Source organism: Paenibacillus sp. p3-SID1389 (assembly GCF_025151705.1).
GTDB lineage: Bacteria > Bacillota > Bacilli > Paenibacillales > Paenibacillaceae > Fontibacillus > Fontibacillus phoenicis.
Map to the genome: position 1 here is coordinate 61,378 of NZ_JALXVO010000024.1, position 6,186 is coordinate 67,563.

5 protein-coding genes and 1 pseudogene are annotated in these 6,186 nt (G+C 51.7%); 1 reads left to right on the forward strand and 5 read right to left on the reverse strand.

Annotated elements, in window-relative coordinates:
* Positions 1–84: 84 nt before the first annotated feature.
* From M3G15_RS11970 to M3G15_RS11990, 5 genes are all read right to left on the reverse strand, one after another.
* On the reverse strand, positions 85–1,161 hold the full coding sequence (locus M3G15_RS11970; protein WP_260071042.1) for a GerAB/ArcD/ProY family transporter: 1,077 nt from the start codon (positions 1,159–1,161) through the stop codon (positions 85–87).
* Between the two features lie 33 nt (positions 1,162–1,194).
* Entirely contained in the window at positions 1,195–1,422 is a 228-nt protein-coding gene (locus M3G15_RS11975; RefSeq protein WP_009223691.1) for a hypothetical protein, read from the reverse strand.
* Positions 1,415–2,620, reverse strand: a complete 1,206-nt coding sequence (locus tag M3G15_RS11980; RefSeq protein ID WP_260071043.1) for a Ger(x)C family spore germination protein — start codon at positions 2,618–2,620, stop codon at positions 1,415–1,417. The genes M3G15_RS11975 and M3G15_RS11980 overlap by 8 nt, the downstream gene beginning before the upstream one ends.
* Before the next feature lie 6 nt (positions 2,621–2,626).
* Positions 2,627–4,150, reverse strand: coding sequence for a spore germination protein (locus M3G15_RS11985; protein ID WP_260071044.1), 1,524 nt, complete (start codon positions 4,148–4,150; stop codon positions 2,627–2,629).
* A gap of 123 nt (positions 4,151–4,273) precedes the next feature.
* Positions 4,274–5,527, reverse strand: a complete 1,254-nt coding sequence (locus M3G15_RS11990; protein WP_260071045.1) for a methyl-accepting chemotaxis protein — start codon at positions 5,525–5,527, stop codon at positions 4,274–4,276.
* A 553-nt stretch (positions 5,528–6,080) separates the two neighbouring features.
* On the opposite strand from M3G15_RS11990, the pseudogene M3G15_RS21760 reads away from it, so the two are divergent.
* A pseudogene (locus M3G15_RS21760) lies at positions 6,081–6,186 on the forward strand (transposase); the annotation flags it as partial.

The following is a 6,186-nucleotide window of genomic DNA, read 5'->3' on the forward strand; positions in this document are numbered from 1 at the left end:
ATACCTCCCAGGTTTATCCTATTAACTACCTTCAGCTTATACGACGGAGAAAGCGAAGTAAATTGCCATTTCGGCGATCGGCCGTTAGCCTGCCTTCGGTTCCGGTTTATTTCGGCGTGGTCGCAGCACCGCAAAGAACAGGATCGGAAAGACAAGGTAAAAGATGAAGCCGATCAACGGAAGCACGAAGTTAAAGTGAAAGAGCTGCAGCGCATTTTTAAAGAACCAGACGGAGCAGGCAAAGGCCAGCGCGCCGGCGGGAGCTGTCATCAGCCGGCCGGACAGCTTGGGGACGACGATTTGCAAGGTGTAACACAGCACATAGAGATCGAATGCGATCTTACTCAAGGCCGTCGGATACCAGAAACCCAAAAGCAGCAAATCGAAGCGATCGATAAAATCGGTGATCTGAATTTGACGGATCATCTCGTAACTGGGGTGAATCAATCTTTCGACCAAAGGGATCCCCAAAACCATCTGCGTTATCAGCAACAGTACCACCATCAAGACGGTGCCTATGACCAAGCTGACGTAGCCTGCAATTGCCTTGTAGTATTTACCGGAAATCACGAGCGGAAGCACCAGAATTTCAGCCTGATAGGGGAAGACATACCAGGTTCCCTCCATAATCCCAGACCAATCCGGTGAGAAATAAGGTACTAAGTATGTGAAGTTTAGATCACGCATCAATACCAAAACACCAATAAACATGGAGGCGATAAAAATCGGTATGTAAATTTCGCTGAGTCCCAAAAAGGCCCGAATGCCTCCCTGACAGATGTAAACCGCCGTTGCGGTCACCATCAATCCGAGAATCGGGACCGGCGTCCGATTGAGCAGCACGGTATTGGTGAAATCCGAGATAATTCGGATGTCTCTTGCACATATAAACAGCAGAAACAAGAGGTAGATGACCAGCAGGGCCCTGCCGAAAACAGGAAACCTGCCGGCCATCGCCTGCAACAAATTGCGATCAGAGAATCGCTTCAGCGTCGTGGAGACCAACCACAACGACACAAGGCAAATCAGCCCGCTCATTATATAGCTGATGACGGCGTGCTGGTGAGCCGCTTGAGTCGCTAAAGTGTACGTATGCAGATACGATATCGATCCGATGTACAGGACCCCAAGCAGAGTGATTTGCCGTTTGGTAATTTTCATGACAGGCACACTCCTCCATGTTCGGTAGGGTTATCAATGATGATGATCAAACGGTACCAGCGGCTGTAACACCCGTCCCAGCCACTCTGTGGGATAGAAGACTTGGGAGGACCATGTCACATAGATCAGGATCCCGAAGGAAGCGGCCATCACCGAATAAAACGCCCAGCGGCTCAGCGCCCCTCCTTCCCGGAGTGCCTCCCGGTCCCGCCAGCAGTTGAAAGCAATCAACAACAACAATCCAATGTAGGAACTAGTCATTCTTGAGAAGCTCCTCCTTTATTCCCAGCGAGTCGATTAATTCGCCGCTATTCTCCAGATGAACCTTTGTCCGGACACGGACCTCGACTTCCGGCAGCAGGTCATGCCAGCGGTGTTTCATTTTGTTCCATTCGGCAGGGTACTTGCTGTTCAGGGCGGTGCTAAATCCATAAATATCCGATCGATGCTTTTGAAACGTTTCTTTAATGACCGACTGGATCTCCTGATCCAGAAACGTATTGGCATGCTTCTCCAGCGATAACATCATCGTGTGTTCGAAACTTTGCCGGGTCACATTTTCCAAGATCAACCCGGTCGCCTCGATCTCCAAGTCAAACGAGATGCTCCCATCCTCCAGATGAGGATGGATTTTCCTGTGGATTTGATTTAATACGATCGTCGCCGATTCTTGCGGATGATGTTCACCCATCACGACCGTGAATTTGGGATTCAGCGCCTGCCCCATCGCGATCAGCGCCATAGGCGCTTGCTTATCAGTTAAATAACCCGACAGCCTGTCGTCGTGAAATACGCCTAATCCATCCAGCCTGACCAGGCTTTGGCCATTCCCGACCTTCTCGGGAACACTGGGCGTCGTCACCATGACCGGAATTGCGAAATCTCTTCCTTCGGTTAGCAGCGCATTGGCCATGCTTTGGATAGAGATCGGGTCCTGCATGGCCGACTTGGCCAGCTCGCGGATCATTTCCGAAGGGGATTGCTCGATCGGGGCCTCAACGTCCAGCAATTTATATCCTGGCCCGCGGCTAAGCACAACGTAGGTCGTTAGCCGATTTTGCGGAAACCGAGCCAAGACGTCGATAGACCCGGCAATTCCCGATTTGGCGAACTCCTCTCCAATAATCGTCACCCTCCGGTGAGAGAAGTTGATCACCCGCGATAAACTGTCTTGCAACTTTTCATTCGCCTGGAATGGCGTTGGCGCCGTTTGGGAAACCATCAGGTAGGTTTTGCTGCCGGTCGTTCCGCCCCCGCCCCCTTGGGTGCCAGCACCCCCGAGCGAACTGGGCAAGGCGATTTGCGCGGTCGAACGAATTTGGCCTTCATCCAAATCCGTTGAAGTCGCCAGAACAAAGGCAACATCGTTCACTTCGACGCGATCCCAGCAGCCCGTCAGCAGGCAGGGAAGCAGGACGAACACGCTAATCGCCCGAACCCGGGCAAAGCTTGCTTTCACGAACGTTCACCATCCTTCATTGGAATCACTCCCCAATGGACGGGATTTTCCGATTCGACGAACGTTCCCTCGGGTTGCGTCCGAAGGCCGCTCCTTCATCTTCCAGATCGGCACCCTGCTGAAAATATCCTTCATATCTCTTGCCTCATACGGGGCTACCCCCTTCATGTAAGGCACGCCAAACGACTTTAACTGCGTTAGATGGACGACGATCCAAATCGCACCGATCACGATGCCAAATAATCCGAAGGCGCTGGCCAGCAGCATGATCGGAAAACGCAGCATCCGAACCGTCACCGCAAGACTAAAACGGGGAATCGTGAAGGAAGCGATCCCGGTCAGCGAGACGACGATAACCATCGGTGCGGACACGATGCCGGCCTGGACTGCAGCTTGCCCAATCACCAGCGCCCCCAGGATGCTGACCGCTTGCCCAACCGTTTTGGGCAGACGGATGCCGGCCTCCCGCAGCGCTTCAAAGGAGATTTCCATAATAAAGGCCTCCACCAACGCGGGGAAAGGAATCGCTTCCCGGGAAGCAGCGATGCTTAAGATTAAAGTCGAAGGCAGCATATCCTGATGGAAGGTCGTGACCGCGATATACAAGCTGGGCAGAAACAGGGCAAGAAACAAGAAAAAGATGCGAATCCAGCGAATCATATTGCTGATGAAAAAGCGTTCGTAATAATCCTCGCTGGCCTGCAGAAGCTGCCATAACGTCACAGGAGCAATCAGCACAAACGGCGTGCCGTCCACAAAAATGGCGATCCTCCCCTCCAGCAGCTGCGCAGCAACGGAGTCTGGCCGTTCGGAATATTGCATCTGCGGAAACGGCGAGGAAGGATTATCCTCAATCCATTCCTCGATGTATCCGGATTCCAGAATCCCATCGATATCGATGCTCTCGAGCCGGTCCTTTACATCAGCAATCAGCGATTCCTCGGCCACACCTTCGATATAGGCGATCGCGACGTCCGTCTTGGTCATCGAACCGATCACCATATCGATTAATTTCAGCTTTTCCGATTTGATTTTGAACCGGATTAAGGCGGTATTGATCCTTAGCGACTCCGTGAAGCCTTCACGCGGACCGCGGATCACCGCTTCCGTCTGCGGCTCCTGAACGCTCCGGCGCGAACCGCCCTTGACGCTGAACAGCAGCACCTCGTCCATGCCTTCAACAAAAATAGCAACGTTTGCCGTCAATACTCCGTTTATCACCGTCGGCCAGTCGGTAGCAGCCTGCGTTTGGCTTAACGAGATTCTCGTGAACGATAACGGATAGATGTCCCCGTTTGCGTGCGGGTGCTTGGCCAATCCCTCGATCAACGGACGCAGCATATGCTGCTGAACGTCCTCAACTTTAGCTATCCCTTCAATGTATACCAGCAAACCGCGGATATCCTCGGTGAGCTGAATCTCGCGGTAGATGACGTCGGAACAGTCCTGGAATACGTTTTTCACTTGCTTGATATTTTCCGCCAAATCTCGGCTGATTTTGTTCTCTTGTTTTCGTTCCTTGGTCTTCATGGGAACACTCCTTGCCGGTCCGCCGATTCATGGTGATATGATGTAGAATGTACCATTTTGGAAAATCTATGTAGACAAAAAAAGCCCTCCGGCGGTAAACCGGAGAGCAATGCAGTGGATGAATCAGGATTTCCGATCCATCTGGAACTTGTCCACTTTTACTTTTAATTGTTCAGCAATTTGAGCCAGTTGGGCGGCAGAGGAGGCAATTTCCTCAACGGAAGCAAGCTGTTCCTCCGCAGCGGCGGAAATCGTCTGGGTTTTGCTGGCGAGTTCCTCGGATATCTGACGATTCCCTTGAATGGTATCTTTTGCCACTTCCGTGCCGGTGGCCATCTCTTTGACACTCGCAACGAGGCCTTCCATCTTGTCCGCAGCGCTGCGAACCGCTTTGCGAATCCGCGAGAACGAGCGGCCGGAGGTATCAACGGCAAGAATCCCTTCGTGAACCCCCTGCTTGGCCTCCTCCATGGAGACGACCGCGCGTTCGACTTCCGCCTGCACGCTGCCGATCAGCTCCGCAATTTGCTTGGCCGATTGCTCGGACCCTTCCGCCAGCTTACGCACCTCCGAAGCAACTACGGCGAATCCCCGGCCTTCCTCACCGGCTCGCGCCGCTTCGATCGATGCGTTTAGCGCCAGCAAGTTCGTCTGCTGAGCAATACCTGTAATCACTTCGATAATACCACCGATATTGGCCGTATGCTCGCCTAACGTCTGGATGACTTCTCCCAGCTCATCAACGGTTTGCTGAATTCGTTCCATTTTCTCAACTACGCTCAGCACGGATGAGTTCCCTTCCTCTGCAGCTGCAGTCGTCTTCTCCATCGTCTCGGTAAGGTTAACGATTTGCTCCGACATTTGACTCGCCTGACGGGACATCTCTCCCATGCCTTGGGCTCCGCCTTCCAGTTCCGACAACTGCCGTTCGCTACCAGCTGCAATCTCCTGGAGGGCACCATTGACTTGCCCGATCGTGTCCACCGTTTGCTTCGCACCCGCTGACAGCCGTTCGGACGTGGTAACGACCTGGTTCGTCGTATCCCGAATGCTGGTGATGATCCCCCGAAGATGGTCTACCATCCGTTGATATTGGTTTGCCATGGCGCCGATCTCATCTGTCCGGTTCAAATAGTCCAAGCGCCGGGTCAAATCCCCTTCACTAATATGCTTGGCCGTTTCCGTCAAACGTTCCAGCGGGACGGCAATCATTCGAATCAATACGATAGCTGCCAAGACCGCCAGCACAACAGATATGCCCGTAATCAGGTACCAGGTTGGTTCAACCCCGCCGTTTACGACCAACGCTAGAATACAGGGAACCACCGCCAAAAGAATGGGGATCAATAATAGAGCTAACCTAACGCGTTTTTGCATTGACGACCTTCCTTCTCTTACATAATGAATAAGCTTTTATACTAGATTATACTCGTTGCTCCAAGTCTTGAATATAGATGCAAAAAAAGATCAATCCCCCCTGGTTGGTGGTACTCTCCTGCCCCGTATGGTCTTTCGCGCGCCTCTTTTGATGATTATCCCTTTCGTTCAGAAATAGGGAGGTTTAGGAAGGGGCTCTTCTAGCCTCCCCTTTGCACCATTATCCCTTTCAATCAGAATGGGGATCGAGAAAGGGGTCCTCTCGCTGCACCTCTTTGCATGATTATCCCTTTTGCTCAGAATTGGTGGAGCTAGGAAGAGGATCTTCTTGCTACCTCTTTGTACCATTATCCCTTTTGTTCAGAATAGAGGACTCTATGATCGGGATGAGACGAGGTTACCCGGTAGCTGATCATTCCTATTTTTACGAAAATAAGATGGCCCATCTGGAATTTTTTGCTTGCAAAAAGAACATGTGTTTGGTATAATAGAAGAAAAAAGAACATACGTTCGTGTTTATTGAGTTAGAGGATTTGAATTGGAGGAATCGGACATGGAATTAGGGATGAATACGGATCTTCAACCTATTAGCAGCCGTTTTCAAAGTGAGGCGGACTGCATTGAGGCAATCATCGCTATGAAGTGGCCAAACGGATTTA

Coding starts and splice junctions, on each gene's coding strand:
- M3G15_RS11975 (WP_009223691.1), bottom strand. CDS start 1,422: ATGACTAGTTCCTACATTGGATTGTTGTTGTTGATTGCTTTCAACTGC.
- M3G15_RS11990 (WP_260071045.1), bottom strand. CDS start 5,527: ATGCAAAAACGCGTTAGGTTAGCTCTATTATTGATCCCCATTCTTTTG.
- M3G15_RS11985 (WP_260071044.1), bottom strand. CDS start 4,150: ATGAAGACCAAGGAACGAAAACAAGAGAACAAAATCAGCCGAGATTTG.
- M3G15_RS11970 (WP_260071042.1), bottom strand. CDS start 1,161: ATGAAAATTACCAAACGGCAAATCACTCTGCTTGGGGTCCTGTACATC.